Origin of the sequence: uncultured Pontibacter sp. (assembly GCF_947495565.1) — a bacterium.
Lineage (GTDB): Bacteria > Bacteroidota > Bacteroidia > Cytophagales > Hymenobacteraceae > Pontibacter.
In genome coordinates this window covers 42,406-56,453 of the sequence record NZ_CANLZM010000018.1, presented here as the reverse complement: position 1 = coordinate 56,453, position 14,048 = coordinate 42,406, and the positions used below count along the sequence as shown (strand labels likewise).

The 14,048-nt window shown below is 41.9% G+C and carries 16 protein-coding genes; 10 read left to right on the top strand and 6 right to left on the bottom strand.

Annotation, left to right across the window (positions count from 1 at the left end; all coding sequences use genetic code 11):
- The first annotated feature begins 247 nt into the window (after window positions 1-247).
- A complete protein-coding gene (locus Q1B04_RS18515) occupies window positions 248-445 on the top strand; it encodes a hypothetical protein (protein ID WP_299761869.1) in 198 nt (65 codons plus the stop codon).
- A 74-nt stretch (window positions 446-519) separates the two neighbouring features.
- On the opposite strand, the gene Q1B04_RS18510 is transcribed toward Q1B04_RS18515, so the two are convergent.
- Complete coding sequence (locus tag Q1B04_RS18510; RefSeq protein WP_299761866.1) at window positions 520-1,332, bottom strand: murein L,D-transpeptidase catalytic domain family protein; 813 nt, start codon at window positions 1,330-1,332, stop codon at window positions 520-522.
- Window positions 1,333-1,603: 271 nt separating this feature from the next.
- Between Q1B04_RS18510 and Q1B04_RS18505 the strand changes: the two genes are divergently transcribed.
- Window positions 1,604-2,011 carry a hypothetical protein gene (locus Q1B04_RS18505; RefSeq protein WP_299761864.1) on the top strand — a complete coding sequence of 136 codons (408 nt, stop codon included), beginning with the start codon at window positions 1,604-1,606 and terminating at the stop codon, window positions 2,009-2,011.
- Window positions 2,012-2,048: 37 nt separating this feature from the next.
- Here the strand turns inward: Q1B04_RS18505 and Q1B04_RS18500 are convergent, their stop codons facing one another.
- Window positions 2,049-2,444, bottom strand: a complete 396-nt coding sequence (locus Q1B04_RS18500) for a hypothetical protein (RefSeq protein ID WP_299761862.1) — start codon at window positions 2,442-2,444, stop codon at window positions 2,049-2,051.
- Between the two features lie 312 nt (window positions 2,445-2,756).
- Here Q1B04_RS18500 and Q1B04_RS18495 point away from each other — a divergent pair, with 312 nt between their 5' ends.
- Complete coding sequence (locus tag Q1B04_RS18495; protein ID WP_299761859.1) at window positions 2,757-2,990, top strand: hypothetical protein; 234 nt, start codon at window positions 2,757-2,759, stop codon at window positions 2,988-2,990.
- A 109-nt stretch (window positions 2,991-3,099) separates the two neighbouring features.
- On the opposite strand, the gene Q1B04_RS18490 is transcribed toward Q1B04_RS18495, so the two are convergent.
- Together Q1B04_RS18490 and Q1B04_RS18485 are read right to left on the bottom strand one after the other, a co-directional pair.
- On the bottom strand, window positions 3,100-3,558 hold the full coding sequence (locus Q1B04_RS18490; RefSeq protein WP_299761856.1) for a DUF4199 domain-containing protein: 459 nt from the start codon (window positions 3,556-3,558) through the stop codon (window positions 3,100-3,102).
- A 42-nt stretch (window positions 3,559-3,600) separates the two neighbouring features.
- Window positions 3,601-4,071, bottom strand: a complete 471-nt coding sequence (locus Q1B04_RS18485; protein WP_299761853.1) for a DUF4199 domain-containing protein — start codon at window positions 4,069-4,071, stop codon at window positions 3,601-3,603.
- A 333-nt stretch (window positions 4,072-4,404) separates the two neighbouring features.
- Between Q1B04_RS18485 and Q1B04_RS18480 the strand changes: the two genes are divergently transcribed.
- Entirely contained in the window at window positions 4,405-6,030 is a 1,626-nt protein-coding gene (locus Q1B04_RS18480) for an ATP-binding cassette domain-containing protein (RefSeq protein WP_299761851.1), read from the top strand.
- 29 nt (window positions 6,031-6,059) lie between these two features.
- Complete coding sequence (locus tag Q1B04_RS18475; protein ID WP_299761849.1) at window positions 6,060-6,761, top strand: hypothetical protein; 702 nt, start codon at window positions 6,060-6,062, stop codon at window positions 6,759-6,761.
- A gap of 76 nt (window positions 6,762-6,837) precedes the next feature.
- On the opposite strand, the gene Q1B04_RS18470 is transcribed toward Q1B04_RS18475, so the two are convergent.
- Window positions 6,838-6,987, bottom strand: coding sequence for a lmo0937 family membrane protein (locus Q1B04_RS18470; RefSeq protein ID WP_115566706.1), 150 nt, complete (start codon window positions 6,985-6,987; stop codon window positions 6,838-6,840).
- Window positions 6,988-7,050: 63 nt separating this feature from the next.
- Complete coding sequence (locus Q1B04_RS18465; RefSeq protein ID WP_139237079.1) at window positions 7,051-7,203, bottom strand: lmo0937 family membrane protein; 153 nt, start codon at window positions 7,201-7,203, stop codon at window positions 7,051-7,053.
- Window positions 7,204-7,611: 408 nt separating this feature from the next.
- Between Q1B04_RS18465 and Q1B04_RS18460 the strand changes: the two genes are divergently transcribed.
- From Q1B04_RS18460 to Q1B04_RS18440, 5 genes are all read left to right on the top strand, one after another.
- Window positions 7,612-8,502 carry a 3-hydroxybutyryl-CoA dehydrogenase gene (locus Q1B04_RS18460; protein WP_299761829.1) on the top strand — a complete coding sequence of 297 codons (891 nt, stop codon included), beginning with the start codon at window positions 7,612-7,614 and terminating at the stop codon, window positions 8,500-8,502.
- Window positions 8,503-8,966: 464 nt separating this feature from the next.
- Entirely contained in the window at window positions 8,967-9,701 is a 735-nt protein-coding gene (locus tag Q1B04_RS18455) for a polysaccharide biosynthesis/export family protein (protein ID WP_299761824.1), read from the top strand.
- A gap of 12 nt (window positions 9,702-9,713) precedes the next feature.
- A complete protein-coding gene (locus tag Q1B04_RS18450) occupies window positions 9,714-12,038 on the top strand; it encodes a polysaccharide biosynthesis tyrosine autokinase (RefSeq protein WP_299761820.1) in 2,325 nt (774 codons plus the stop codon).
- Between the two features lie 197 nt (window positions 12,039-12,235).
- The gene (locus Q1B04_RS18445) at window positions 12,236-12,736 is read left to right on the top strand and encodes a UpxY family transcription antiterminator (protein WP_299761817.1); all 501 of its coding nucleotides are present in this window, start codon (window positions 12,236-12,238) and stop codon (window positions 12,734-12,736) included.
- 40 nt (window positions 12,737-12,776) lie between these two features.
- A complete protein-coding gene (locus Q1B04_RS18440; RefSeq protein WP_299761814.1) occupies window positions 12,777-14,042 on the top strand; it encodes a hypothetical protein in 1,266 nt (421 codons plus the stop codon).
- Window positions 14,043-14,048 lie beyond the last annotated feature (6 nt).

Sequence of the window (14,048 nt, the reverse complement as noted above, 5' to 3'; positions counted from 1 at the left end):
CGGTCTTGCAAGGGATACAGTGTAGATACGCAGAAGCGTTAGCCGGAGAAATCAATAGTTAATATAGGGGGAATTTGTGCCAACGGTACAGAGAAAACGTGGAAGCTTTGCCGCTGGTTGTGGTATTTAGAAGTTAGCCTGAGCAAGTATAAATATTAGAAAAGATTTATACTTTATTATACCGATTTCGTACTTACACCAGCTTGCAATATTGCGTTGCAGGTGTGATAACTAAATTCAAAGAACCATGAATCAGAAGAGAACTTTCGGCACCATTCTTACTTTACTGGGTATCGTAGGGATTATATGGGGTGCTTATGCCTTCCTGATGGGAGGTGATGGCGGCGTAGTAGGAAAGTATACTTCCGCCGTACCGTTTATAGTTGGTCTGATCTTCTTTTTCGCAGGGATCAACCTGGTTAAAACTACAAAAGACGAAGCTTAAGTAGCGACTTAATAAACAAAAAGCCGCCTATTGCTAGCAATAGGCGGCTTTTTGTTTATTGTAAGTTTAATAGCTCAGATGTTTAGAACAGCTTCTCCTGTCTCTGCGGCATAATACTCAACTGCCTGCGTGTTGTTCAGGTAGCGTGAAGAGTATTGCTTATCGTTACCGTGAATATACAGCACTGATTTATCTTTTATTGTTTCGATCACGTCTTTTGAAATCTCTCTTGGCACAGACGGGCACCCGAGGCTACGGCCCAATCGCCCATACTGCTTCACAAAATTCTCACTCACATAATCAGCGCCGTGCACCACAATGGCTCTTTCCATGGCATTGGAGTTGTAATTGGCATCCATTCCCTGTAAGCGTAGAGAAAGGCCGTGCTTGCCGAAGTACGTGGCATCAGTTAAATAAAAACCAAGGCTGCTCATGAAGGAGCCCGATTCGTTTGAAAACTGTGTGGCTTTGTCCTGCCCTGTATTGCGGCCATGCGCAACCAGTGTATTAAAAAGCACTTTTTTGGATTTTAGATCAATGATCCAAAGGCGCTTCTGGGCACTTGATTTGGTAAAGTCTACCACTGAAAGTATGGATTTTTCGGGTGCTACCATTTTCAGACGCTTAAAATTCTGAAATCCTACCAACGCCTTCTCAAAAACAGCATACGATAGGCCTTTTTGTTTCAAGCCTGCCGCATTGTAAAGCTCCTGAACATGGTTGTCAAAAGCGGCCTCTTTTGCAGCAGCGCCAAGTTCGGCTAGGCTGCCATTTACACCAGTTGCTTCCGCCGCAAAGGCAGGTGGCGTTGCCAGTGTGCGTTCTGGCGCAGGCGAGGTGAAGGATAATAGACCGAGGGTGATAGCAGTTAAAAATACTTTTACCATAAGTTTGATTAAGCTTTCTGTTCTGTGTTGCGAGTTCGGCTAAAGCAACATGAATTACTGTGCAAATTGTTCCATTGCTGTACCTTTAGTACCACTCCGAACACTTAATCTAGCAGTTAAATTCAACTTGTACAACAGCTTCAGCAGCCTAATCAGCAGAATACTAACACTATCATATTCTATATAAGTAATTTTATAGTTAATGTTTTTTTATACTTGTTCTTGTCTGGCAAAAGAACTTGCTGCAACTTTATGCCTCCTAAACAAGACCATGAGAAAACGATTTATACTTGCACCTGCTCTGTTCCTTTTACTTTTAGGGGCCTGCTCCACACCAGATAGCCTGAAAGACTTTGACAGCGATACCTGGAAAGACGACCGTTTTGGATGTGATAATCTGCGTGCCGGATTGGCAGACGATTTTGAGTTGATCAGAAAAGAGCTGTATGGCAAAAAAGAGTATATAGTGCGGAATTTATTAGGCAAACCAGACAGCGAGGAGCTGATGGAGCGGAGCCAGCGTATTTATTATTATTATATTGAGCCTGGTGCCCAATGCCAGGACGACCGCAAAAAAATGTCAGAGGCGAACAGGGTCCAGATCAGGATAAACTCTTTGGGCAAAGTATCAGAGATAACCTACTACAAACCAATAACAGCAACAGAAAAGCCCGAGTAATTCCCGGGCTTTTCTGTTGCTGTTATTATTGTTAAACCTATTCTTCGTTTTCAGTTATCAAATGTAAGTCTAAGCGGCCTTCCAGCTTCTGATAGGAACGCAATTGTTGCGGCGACAAAATGCCTTTCAGGTTCTGGTCATTGTCAAATTGAATGTTTCTAAACTCTCTGGAACGAGATAGCAGATCGTTAGTGAAGTTAGCTTCTGCTCGCTGCAGCTGCTGGTAACGGCTCATGTTTAGTTGAGCCACCTGTCTTAACTGCTCCTCTGTCAGGCTCAACTCCTGCTTCATTTCCATACTTGCCATTGCCGGCCCATCCAAATCCATAGACAGCACCACCAAATCCAAGCCATCGTCTGTAGCACCTAGCCCTTGAGCTTGGCTGGCTGCTCCTATTAATGTTAATACGAGTACTAGTAAATATCTTTTCATTCTTTTTTATAGAATACGTAATAGTAGATAAGTGTTCCTTTAGCTGTCTTTAACGTATAATCTTTGCGCAAGTTAATTAAAATATCTTTGTTTTATACTTTTCTTTTATTTTATTAAACTAAAATCAAATAGTACACAATTTTATATATTTTAAATATATAATTTTTAAATATTAACTAAATACTGCAGCACTTGCGTAACTATACCCTCCTAAATAGGTATACTTTATATATCATTTCCTTAATAGGATTTTTTGTAAGTATAACTGCGAAACCAAACATATTTAACTGGTTTCGATTTAACTAAATCAACATGAGGACAAGGTTTTACAATCCCAGTAAACTGGAAGTAAATTTCGCAATAGCCGTTAAAGACCTGACAGAGCAGCTAGAAACAAAATTGGACGAAGGAGAGCGGGTAATAGAAACAAAATCAATACATGACGCAGATAATCCGATGGTTATCTTTAAAATAGAAGACAAAGAAGGCGACCTGCATGAAGTTGTGGTACAGATTATACAGCGGCCGGACAGTATCGTAAAATAGCGAAGTATTAGTTACATCAACAGCTTATAACCCAAAGAGGCCGGCTGCAAATTTGCAGCCGGCCTCTTTGGGTTATATATAACAGATATAAATCTTATACAGTATAGCATCAAGGCGCTCCGGGCACCTTGTGTTGCCGTTGCTTAAACCACTGCATGGCAATAAAAGCAATCATAAATCCTGAGATGACTCCTTCTAGCAGCAATACCGAAAAGATAACCACACCAGGCGTGGACTCTACTCTCTCCCCAAAATAGCGCTCAGCGGAAAGCATCTCCACCATATCCTCCCCTGCCGTTTTAACATAGATCACCATAAAAGCAGCGAAAATGACTGTGCCTACCACAGAGGTAATTAGGCCAGTGCCTATACCTTTAAAGTATGATATCCGGCCTTCCTTCAGCTGCTTATACCCTTTAATGGCAAGCACAACACCTACAGCCATTATGACACCGTTCAAAAATCTCAGCTCAATAATGTGTACCAGCCCAAGCACCTTCATTAACAAAAAGTAACCTATGAGTGCTGCAGCTGTTAATAGCCCATATTTCAGGCCGATCTTTTCCATATTGGGTCAGGTTTAAGGGATGCTTCTGAGTTAAGTTAATACTTATATCTGGTTAGGCATAGAATGCTCTGGGTTTTTAAACCACTGCATCGCAATAAATGCTATAAAAAAACCAGGCCAGGTACCGTGTGCCAGTGTTACCATAAACATAGATAGTACAGACAGCCCCTCTGGGAACAGTGCGCTAGCCTGCATAGCTTCTATGTATGTTTTATCTAGTACTGTTACATAGAGCACCAGAAACAGACCAAGTATAAGCGACGACACAAACGCTGTAACCACACCGATGCCCAGGCCTTCGAAGTATTTGATCAGACCGCCATTCAAGCGCTTAAACTTAGAGATGGCAACCACAATACCTATTATAAGGAAAAAGCCACTTAAGTACGAGAGTTCAACATTGTTTGTGAGATCGAGCAAACGCATCAACAGAAAAAACAGGATGTGCGCCACGCCCACTATCATTCCGTATTTAATAGCAATATTCTGAAAAGAGACTTTAGCAGAAGCCATGATTTATAAATTAAGAGTTTTCAATCAATTCCATTCAATTGAACAGATTAACTGTTCGTTTGGTTAAGATGTAGGCAGCTGCGGCATCATATTTGCGCTTTGTGCAGTGCCTATTAATATTATTGAAACTATATACTATAGATAGCGCGGCTGCGTTGTGGTTTGCGTATGTTTTTTTAGCATATCACTTTAAAAGCGGCTGGTTTTTAAACACATGCGCTTAGTTTATTACTCATACTTTATAGGCTGCTAATGCGTAGTGAACACTAAAACCACATATTTATTTTGTAACTTTGCAGCCGAATCTAACATCATACTTATACTTAAGCCTTTATGATTAGTACGAACAATGTCAGCCTGTCGTACGGCAAGCGCACATTATTTGAAGATGTAACCATCAAATTTATACCCGGCAACTGCTACGGTCTGATTGGGGCCAACGGTGCCGGAAAGTCTACTTTCCTGAAAATATTATCTGGCGATATTGACCCTAACACCGGTACGGTAGACATACCTGCCAACTCACGCCTGGCTGTATTAAAGCAGAACCACTTCGAATACGATGATTACCCTGCCCTGCAGACAGTAATTATGGGCCATAAGCGCCTATGGAGTATTATGGAGGAGAAAGATGCCATATATGCTAGGCCGGATTTTAATGAGGAAGATGGCTTGCGTGCTGCCGAACTGGAAGGCGAGTTTGCTGATTTGGAAGGCTGGAACGCAGAGTATGAGGCGGCCGAACTCTTGAGCGGTCTTGGCATTACGGAAGATCTGCATCACTCTCAGATGAGAGACCTGAGCGGCAGTGAAAAGGTGCGTGTGCTCCTGGCCCAGGCCCTCTTCGGTAACCCTGATATCCTGTTGCTCGATGAGCCTACTAACCACTTGGATGCTGAATCTATCATGTGGCTGGAAAATTTCCTAGACAATTTCCAGAACACAGTGATTGTGGTATCGCACGACCGTCACTTCCTGGATGCAGTTTGTACCCATGTAGCCGATATCGACTTTGGCAAAATTAAGATGTATGCCGGTAACTATAGCTTCTGGTACCACTCTAGCCAATTGGCCCTAAAGCAACGCTCTGACGCCAACAAAAAGACTGAAGACAAGCGTAAAGAACTGGAGGAGTTTATCCGCCGCTTCAGCGCCAATGCCTCTAAGTCTAAGCAGGCTACATCGCGTGCCAAATTGCTCGAAAAACTTACTGTTGATGATATCCAGCCTTCGTCTCGTAAGTACCCTTACATTGCTTTTAAACCAGAGCGCGAAGCGGGCAACCAGATTCTGAATGTTGAGAACCTAAGCAAGTATGTAGACGGTCAGCCGATATTCACGGGCATCAGCTTTATGGTGGACAAAGGCGATAAGATTGCCGTAATTGGCAGAAACGATTTGGCCGCCTCTTCTTTTTTCAAGATCCTGTTTGAGGAAGACCAGGCCGACAGCGGCGAATATAAATGGGGAACTACTATTACATCCTCTTTCTTCCCGAAAGATAACCAGGAGTTTTTTGACACTGACCTGAACCTGGTAGATTGGCTACGTCAGTTCTCAGTAGAGAAAGATGAAAGCTTTATTCGTGGCTTCTTAGGTAGAATGCTTTTCTCTGGTGAAGAGTCGCTTAAAAAGGCCAATGTATTGTCAGGTGGTGAGAAAGTGCGCTGCATGTTCTCCAGAATGATGCTTCAGTCAGGCAATGTGCTGGTTTTTGATGAGCCAACAAACCACCTAGATTTGGAATCGATTCAGGCACTGAACAACTCTTTGCGTGAGTTTGATGGCACAATCCTATTCTCATCACACGACTTACAGTTTGTTGATACGATTGCAAACCGTATTATAGAGCTAACGCCAAACGGCATCATAGATAAGCGCATGACTTATGAGGAGTACCTGTCGGATGAGACGATAAAGGAACTGCGCAAAAAGATGTATGCCACGGCCGTAGTGTAAACTAAACTATAAAAACAGCTGATATATATATGTTGATGCCCAAGCGCCTACTCCTTACTCCTCTTGTGTCGCTTTTGTTTGTGTTTTTAATGTGCACAGAAGCAGCAGCACAGGTGCCAGATACTACCTACCGTAAACCGGAGTTGCCCACGGGCCCTCCTGCTCCGGTAGAGCAGCCACGGCCTCAGCCCCAACCTCGTGAAAGGGAGCAGCCGCAGCCTGAGCCAGTAGTGGTGCAGCAAGAAGAAGATGCACAGGAGGAATCGCTGCGGGTTATAGATAAATTATACTTTGGAGGTAGCTTTGGGCTGCAGTTTGGCACCTATACCAGTATATCGCTACTGCCAACTCTTAGCTATGCCGTGAAGCCCAAATTTTTTGTAGGCGTTGGAGGCGTATATCGCTTTGAAAGCGGTTTAGGCCTTAACTTCCATCATTACGGGGCCAGGGGATTTACGCAGCTGGAAATGTTTAATATTGGCAGTGGCGCTGTGCTTGCTCATGCCGAAGTAGAAACACTAAGCGTACAGTATGAAGGGTTTCAGGGAAACGGAAGGTATGACCGCGAGACATTGCTAATGCCCATGGTAGGCTTAGGTTATCGGCAGCGGATATCGAATAAAGGCTTTTTTGACTTGCTGGTGCTATACAACGGTAATGATGACCGCTTTAACCCTTATAGCAACCCTGTCATCAGAGTAGGTTTCAACATTCCTTTTACAAGCCGGTAAGCGCTAGCTCAATATTAAAAAAGGCTGCTCATGTTATATGAGCAGCCTTTTTCTATTTTTATTAAGTAGTGCTAAATCATCCCCGTATCAGGCGAAGCAGAACTACAATAATAGCAATTACAAGTAGAATGTGTATCAAACCACCAACTGCATCAGGGAATCCGAGGAAACCGATCAGCCAAATGATGACAAGTACTACAGCTATAATATACAATAAATTTCCCATAGTTTTGTGTATTATTAGTGTTTGAGTTGTTTTTTTTCTTTTAACGTAAATCCAAGCTGAGGGTTAAGCGCTCCTAATCAGGCGCAGCAGTACCGCAATTACAGCTATTACCAGCAGCACATGAATTATTCCGCCGACAGCATCAGGGAATCCCAAGAACCCGATCAGCCAGAAGATCACCAGCACTACGGCGATGATATAAAGTAAATTTCCCATAGTTTTTTATTTTGTCTAAAATTACACCAGGCAGGTAAGGGTTTTTATCATCTTAAATCCACCGCCTCGTGCGTTTTGTGTTTGTAATTTTTAGCTTTTACGGGTCTTTATTGCAAAGGATTTGTATTATGCAATAATTTTTCTATACCAATAGCTATGTTTAGCTATATAAAGCGTTAGCCCTATCTATTTAAACATTTATAAATCAATATTTTACCTTCATCTACTTGTTAAGTATGATTAACATCAAAAATCAGCCTAACTTATGTTTTTAATTTTTTAAGCCAAATGGCGAAGGAGGCATCAGATAGTATTATTATAAGTTTTTAAAGATTACAGTGCACCACCCATAAGTATAAGTATAATCTTACTAGTTTTGTAGAGCGTAAAACATACATATATACACCTATGAAGAATGTTGCAGTAATAGGTTCTGGCACAATGGGTAACGGTATTGCCCACGTATTTGCACAGAACGGTTTCCCTGTCTCACTTATAGATATTTCTGAGGAGGCCCTACAGAAAGCAGTTGGCACAATCTCTAAAAACCTTGACCGCATTATAGCAAAAGGTAACCTGACCGAAGAGCAGAAGCAGCAGACACTGCGAAATATCACGACTTACACTAATATGCAGGAAGGCGTGAAAGACGCTGACCTTGTTGTAGAAGCCGCTACCGAAAACGTAGACCTCAAGCTGAAGATTTTCCGTGACCTGGATAGCTTCACAAAACCAGAGGCTGTGCTTGCCTCCAATACCTCCTCTATCTCCATCACAAAGATTGCGTCAGTAACCAACCGCCCGGACAAAGTAATAGGTATGCACTTTATGAACCCGGTACCGGTAATGAAACTGGTGGAGGTGATTAGAGGCTACTCTACTACCGACGAGGTGACAATGCAAATTATGGAGCTATCTAAAAAGCTTGGCAAAGTACCTGCCGAAGCAAACGATTATCCTGGCTTTGTGGCTAACCGCATCTTAATGCCAATGATTAACGAGGCAATCTATAGCCTTTATGAAGGTGTTGCCGGTGTGGAGGAGATTGATACTATTATGAAGTTAGGCATGGCTCACCCGATGGGTCCGTTGCAGTTAGCCGATTTCATTGGCTTAGATGTCTGCCTTTCCATACTTAACGTGCTGCACGATGGCTTTGGCAACCCAAAATATGCACCTTGCCCACTGCTGGTTAATATGGTACAAGCAGGACACAAAGGTGCTAAGTCAGGCCAAGGCTTCTATTCCTGGACTCATGGCACCAAGGAGTTAGTTGTAGCCGACAGGTTCAAAAAGTAAATTTACAATTACTATATAGTTAAATTATCAAGTATGATGTTGCCTTGGTAAACCATACTTTCGATCACCTTTACTTATAAGTCTCTGCTGATATTTTAGCAGAGACTTATTTTTGCCCTCTCTATTAACTGCTGTACTTCCTTACTTCTGTATATAAATACAGCCTTTATGCTTCTTTATCTCACATCACTTTTAAGGAGTGTTAAAGCTAAATACCAAAGTAGTAAAGTTTTACTATTTATTACTACATTAATATTTAACCTACTGATAATATAGCAACAACCTATTAACCCTTACAGCGTATTGTAATTATCCATTTATTAATTTAACTATAATAGAAACACATCTAATTTAACATAAGTATTGGCAAGTTTATGTCAGGAGATGTGTACACCCTAACTTCTTTCAGAATGAAACTGCGCAAATTAACTAACACTATCCTTTCCCTTATAATATTTGCACTTTTGTCAGCTTGCTCAAGCACAAAAGAAGCAGTATACTTTAGCAGTGTAACAGAAACTGAATATGGTAGTTCGGTGGAAAGCCTGGAGCCTACTATCCAAAAAAATGACTTGCTAAGTATTTCTGTAAGTAGCCTTAACCCCGACGCATCCGAAATATTTAATGCCTTTAGCACCAGCAATGTCAGGAGTGTTACTGCTTCCAATACTGTCGCGCCTGCTACAGGCTATCTCGTTGACCAAGACGGATACATTCAGTTTCCAATGCTAGGTAAAATAAGAGCAGCCGGCATGTCTAAAAAAGCTCTGAAAGACGAGATTGAAGAGGAGCTTCTTAAAAGAAAGCTTCTCCTGTCCCCTATCGTTGACATCCGATACTTAAACTATAAAGTTTCCATACTTGGAGAAGTAGCACGCCCGTCTGTGCTTACTGTTCCGAATGAAAAACTGACACTACTCGAGGCGCTTGGGCTGGCAGGTGACCTGACCATATATGCAAGCCGCACAAACGTGCTTTTGATAAGGGAAGAAGAAGGGATGAAAAAGTTGATCCGGCTGGATTTAACAACAGATGAAATATTTACTTCCCCTTACTATTACCTGAAGTCTAACGACATCATATATGTAGAGCCTAACAAGACAAAGATTGCCTCAGCAAGCGCTGTAAGGCAGTGGTTGCCTCTTGTGCTAAGCTCCATGACTCTGATTGTTGTAAGTATTGACCGTTTAACACGTTAAGCAAACAAACTTATGGATAAAAATAAGTCTCATAATGAGGATAATTTATTGTCCTCGCTTGTATTTAGGTTTTTGCCATTCTGGCCCCTTTTCCTTGTGCTGGTAATTTTATTTATGGCTGGGGCATGGGCTTATATGAGTTACTATGCCACACCCACATATGCCATTACTGCCTCTTTAATTGTAAAAGATGAAAAGAAAGGTGTAAACTCTTCTAAAATTGCAGAATCAATAGATGGCTTTAGTGCTAATAAAACGGTTGAAAACGAGCTAAACGTATTGCGGTCTAATGCTTTAATGAACGAGGTTGTACATGAATTAAAATTATACGCACCAATTTTTGAAGAAGGAGAGTTTAACGCTACACCAGCCTATGCCACATCTCCAATCGTAGTCAAAGTAAAATCTCCCGCGAATGCGGAACAGGCACCAATTGTCTACTTCTCTTATGATAAGATTAAGGGTAAAGTAATCATAGATGAGAAATCCCATGTACTAAACGAATGGGTAAAGACTCCTTACGGTGTTTTTAAATTCTCTAAAAACCCAAACAAAAATGGTGTTGCGCAAAACCCGCTGTACTTCACCATTCTGGACTCAAGAAAAGTAGCAAGGCAGCTTAGCAACAGTGTTAGTATAGAAACACCGGGTAAATTATCCAGCGTGGTAAATTTATACTTAGAAGACACCTCTCCCGAACGTGGTGAAGACATCCTTAATACGCTTATAGAGTCTTACCAGCATGCGGCCAATAAAGAAAGAAATTTACTTGTAGAGCAGACGCTAAAGTTTGTGGAAGACCGCATTCAGTTATTAGAAAAAGAGTTAGAGGACCTGGAGGAGAAGATTGTACAATACAGATCTTCTCAAGATGCTGTAAACTTAAATGAACAGGGAAGAATGTTTCTGCAGAACGTCGGGGAAAACGACCGCAGACTTGGAGACATAAATCTGCAATTAGCTGTGCTAGACAATGTTGAAAATTATGTCATCTCAAAAAATAAAACGGCAGGCATTGTACCGTCTACACTCGGGGTAAATGATCCTGTGCTTACTCAGTTGTTGCAGAAGCTTTATGATGCCGAAATACAATATCAGCAACTGAGCAAAACGACTGCCGTAAACAACCCCCTGCTTATATCTCTAAGAGAGGAAATTGAGAGCATCAGGCCAGGTATACTTGAGAATATCCGAAACCAGCGCGACAACCTAAATGCCAGTAGAGCTAAAATTGAATCTACTAACAGCCAGTACAGTACAGTGTTACAGGCCATTCCTCACAAAGAAAGAGAACTGCTGGACATTAGCAGGCAGCAAACTATAAAAAACAATACTTACAGCTTTCTGCTTCAGAAGAGAGAAGAAACAGTGCTTTCTTATGCTCCAAGTGCTGAAGATATCAGAATTGTAGATATGGCGCAGTCTTCTCGCGACCCTATCAGCCCAAAGCCATTATATATTTATTTTTCGGCCTTTATTCTGGCTTTGGGAGCAGGTATAGCCTTGGTGGCAAGTAAAGAGCTGTTGCATAACAAAGTCCTATTCAGGTCAGAAATAGAGAGTTATATAAATGCCCCTATTGTGGCAGAGCTCTCAAGTGTAAAGTCTTACAACAAAAACTCTTTGAAAGAGCCTGCAGAGGTTGCCCAGATAGAGCAGTTCAGGCAGCTAAGGGTAACGATGGGCTTGTACGGGCGCACTTTTACAAGACGAAAAATACTTGTAACGTCCAGTATACCGGGGGAAGGCAAAAGTTATGTCAGCACAAATCTGGCTTTGAGTCTGGCCTCATCGGGCAAGAAGGTCGTGCTGCTTGATTTCGACCTTCGCAACCCTAACACATCGCACCTATTCGAGAGGATAAACCTAAACGGCATTATAGAGTATTTATCTAAAAACCTGAACCCAGAGGATATTATCATACCAACAGATTTCGAGAATCTTAGCATAGCACCTGCCGGAATTGCGATTGGCGACCATACCGAATTGCTCCTGCTAAATGATAAAATGGAAAAACTGTTTAGCTACCTGGGAGAAGCGTATGATTATGTCATCATAGACACCCCGCCTGTTGATCTTGTTTCAGACGCATACCTGCTATCAGAATATAGTGACATATCGCTACTAGTAATCAGACATGCCTATACACCTAAAAGTCTGGTGCAACGCCTCGCTCAGAACAACAAGTTAAGCTCTCTGCACAATTTGGCAGTGGTATTTAACGGAGTTAAACCGCGTGGTTTTGTGAAGGGCCAGTACGGCTACGGCTATGGTTATGGATACGATAATAAATACACAGACAAAACTTACAGATCGAGGAAGCTTGCTGCTAAATAAAGCATTTGGGCCAAATCCGGGATCTTATGCTTCTGAAGTAATACCAATAAGTTACAAAATTATTTAGCAGCCTTTATACTTCTAAAGCAGCTGCTAACAAATGGTATCAACAGTTTACTCGGGATACATACTGTAACTGAGGTAGGCGAAGCCTTATCCGAGCCGCATTTGTAACACCTTATAGCCGACACCAAGTTATGACTGAAAAATGGTACGCAATCTACACAAAGCCACGTTGGGAGAAGAAAGTGTCTGAAACATTAAGCTTGATGAAACTGGAGAGCTATTGTCCGCTTAACAAAGTACACAGGCAATGGAGTGACAGAAAGAAAGTTGTGATGGAACCGCTTTTCACCTCCTATGTTTTTGTGCGCGTTACAGAAAAGCAGCATGCTGAGATAAAAAAAGTGAACGGGGTTTTAAGTTTAGTTACCTGGTTAGGAAAACCCGCTGTGATTAAAGACCATGAAATTGAAACTATAAAGCAATTCTTAAGTGCGCATAACGATGTGAAACTTGAAAAGGCACAGGTTATAATCAGTGATTCAGTTCAGATTACCTCTGGGGCACTTACAGGAAAAGAGGGTATAGTTGTATCCGTTAAAAACCGCTCTGCTGTTGTTGCCCTGCCCACATTAGGTTATATCATGTTTGCCGAACTGGAAAAGACCAGTCTCAAGAAAACAGCTGTAGCATAAGCTTTAGTCATATTTTGTTCTACCGCTCATAACTATACTTATGGAGGAAACTGTTACCCAACAACCACTCTTAAACGTCCACTTCTCCAGTTTGGCAAGCCAACTCCACAGCCAAGGTATAAAATACTTTCTGCTGACAGACTTTGAAGCCGACCTGCTTTCCAGAGATATTGATTTATATGTGCATTCAGATTTTAAAGTGCAATTTGAGGATTTGTTAAGCCGACTTGGTTGGTACAAAAGAAAGGAACTGCCACAGCATATAAACCACCATTTCTATTTCTCCCCTGATCTGGAAATTTACCTGGATATCAAGTATGATTTATCTTTCGCTAACGGAAAACAAAGCTGCTTTACATACTTATTGGCAGAAGAGGCAATAGGTAGAGCTACTCTGAACAATACAGGTTTGTACCGGCCTCAGGGTTCCGATGCCATACTTTTGTACGCTGCCCACTTAGCTTATAAAGAACGCGGAGGACTAGAACAAAAACACGAACAGTATCTGTGCCATTACCTAAACCTTTATAACACAGAGTTAAAAACATTGAACCCGGCAACGCTGAGTGCGATCAGCAATTGGCTAACAAACAGTTTCCCTAACCATACTTTAGAGTTGCAGCAAGCCATTGCTTCTTATTTTCATCAAGAAGACAGGCCAATGGTCCGTAACGAAAGGTTCTCGAAGTATGGATACGGGATGAAAATACTATTTCTGGGTACGGACGGATCGGGCAAAACAACTTTAATACAGGCTGTACAAGAAAAGATAAACCTAAAAGCACGCAAGCTATACCTCGGCATGGGTGAAAACGGCTGGACAACACAGGCATCGAAGCGAGTGTACAACCACAGGTTCAATATTGTCTTGTTTGATAAAATATTAAGCCTGGTCAAGAACTTTATACTTCTCCCATCAGAGTTCATGCTGCGCATAGCGCCGGTTAAAGTAAGGTCCAGGTTCTCGCTGGTGCTCATCGATAGGTTTCCCGGCTCTTTTTTTATGAGCGGCAGGCCCTTCAGCTCTTTCCTATACAGAACCATACTTCCTAAGCCGGACCTCGTTTTTTTTCTGCATGCCGCCCCTGAAGTGCTGGTTCAGAGAAAACCGGAGGAACTTACTTTGGAGCGAAGCATAGCCGACATCAATAAATTTAAGCAAGTCGCGGATAGCGTATCAGGAGGTAATTTTATCAGTATAGACACCTCACACATAACCATAGATGAAGCCCGGGATAAAATCATAGCGGAGATTTACAGGCACTCGAAGGTATACCAAAACCTCTTGACAGTTAAGTATAATTAAAAAGTT

Bases quoted from the DNA above. Each gene is read 5' to 3' on its own strand.
- Q1B04_RS18495 (WP_299761859.1), top strand. From the start codon at position 2,757: ATGAGGACAAGGTTTTACAATCCCAGTAAACTGGAAGTAAATTTCGCA.
- Q1B04_RS18465 (WP_139237079.1), bottom strand. From the start codon at position 7,203: ATGGGAAATTTACTTTATATCATCGCCGTAGTGCTGGTGATCTTCTGG.
- Q1B04_RS18510 (WP_299761866.1), bottom strand. From the start codon at position 1,332: ATGGTAAAAGTATTTTTAACTGCTATCACCCTCGGTCTATTATCCTTC.
- Q1B04_RS18485 (WP_299761853.1), bottom strand. From the start codon at position 4,071: ATGGCTTCTGCTAAAGTCTCTTTTCAGAATATTGCTATTAAATACGGA.
- Q1B04_RS18460 (WP_299761829.1), top strand. From the start codon at position 7,612: ATGAAGAATGTTGCAGTAATAGGTTCTGGCACAATGGGTAACGGTATT.
- Q1B04_RS18450 (WP_299761820.1), top strand. From the start codon at position 9,714: ATGGATAAAAATAAGTCTCATAATGAGGATAATTTATTGTCCTCGCTT.
- Q1B04_RS18490 (WP_299761856.1), bottom strand. From the start codon at position 3,558: ATGGAAAAGATCGGCCTGAAATATGGGCTATTAACAGCTGCAGCACTC.
- Q1B04_RS18505 (WP_299761864.1), top strand. From the start codon at position 1,604: ATGAGAAAACGATTTATACTTGCACCTGCTCTGTTCCTTTTACTTTTA.
- Q1B04_RS18480 (WP_299761851.1), top strand. From the start codon at position 4,405: ATGATTAGTACGAACAATGTCAGCCTGTCGTACGGCAAGCGCACATTA.
- Q1B04_RS18470 (WP_115566706.1), bottom strand. From the start codon at position 6,987: ATGGGAAATTTATTGTATATTATAGCTGTAGTACTTGTCATCATTTGG.
- Q1B04_RS18445 (WP_299761817.1), top strand. From the start codon at position 12,236: ATGACTGAAAAATGGTACGCAATCTACACAAAGCCACGTTGGGAGAAG.
- Q1B04_RS18440 (WP_299761814.1), top strand. From the start codon at position 12,777: ATGGAGGAAACTGTTACCCAACAACCACTCTTAAACGTCCACTTCTCC.
- Q1B04_RS18500 (WP_299761862.1), bottom strand. From the start codon at position 2,444: ATGAAAAGATATTTACTAGTACTCGTATTAACATTAATAGGAGCAGCC.
- Q1B04_RS18475 (WP_299761849.1), top strand. From the start codon at position 6,060: ATGTTGATGCCCAAGCGCCTACTCCTTACTCCTCTTGTGTCGCTTTTG.
- Q1B04_RS18515 (WP_299761869.1), top strand. From the start codon at position 248: ATGAATCAGAAGAGAACTTTCGGCACCATTCTTACTTTACTGGGTATC.